Origin of the sequence: Flavivirga aquimarina (genome assembly GCF_030540835.1) — a bacterium.
Classification (GTDB): Bacteria; Bacteroidota; Bacteroidia; order Flavobacteriales; family Flavobacteriaceae; genus Flavivirga; species Flavivirga aquimarina.
Genome location: NZ_JAUOEK010000109.1, coordinates 1 through 384 on the forward strand (window position 1 = coordinate 1; position 384 = coordinate 384).

The window sequence follows — 384 nt, forward strand, 5'->3', positions numbered from 1 at the left end:
AGATTTGACCGAAGGTACTGCAGGGACCATAGTATGGAGTTCATCCGATACGGGCGTAGCGACTATCGACGGTAGTGGTGTCGTGACCCCGGTAAGTGCTGGAACCACGGATATTACTTATACCGTAACCGATAGTAGTGGCTGTACCTCATTGTCCTCGGCAACCTTTGAAGTTACCGTAAATGCTTTGCCTATAGCGGCAGCGATTACAGGTCCTAATGCCGTATGCATGGGATCGACAATAGATTTGACCGAAGGTACTGCAGGGACCATAGTATGGAGTTCATCCGATACGGGCGTAGCGACTATCGACGGTAGTGGTGTCGTGACCCCGGTAAGTGCTGGAACCACGGATATTACTTATACCGTAACCGATAGTAGTGG

1 protein-coding gene is annotated in these 384 nt (G+C 50.3%); it reads left to right on the forward strand.

Features of this window, described 5'->3' with window-relative positions; genetic code table 11:
• On the forward strand, positions 1-384 hold a 384-nt coding region (locus Q4Q35_RS09480), incomplete at both ends, for an Ig-like domain-containing protein (protein ID WP_303277732.1).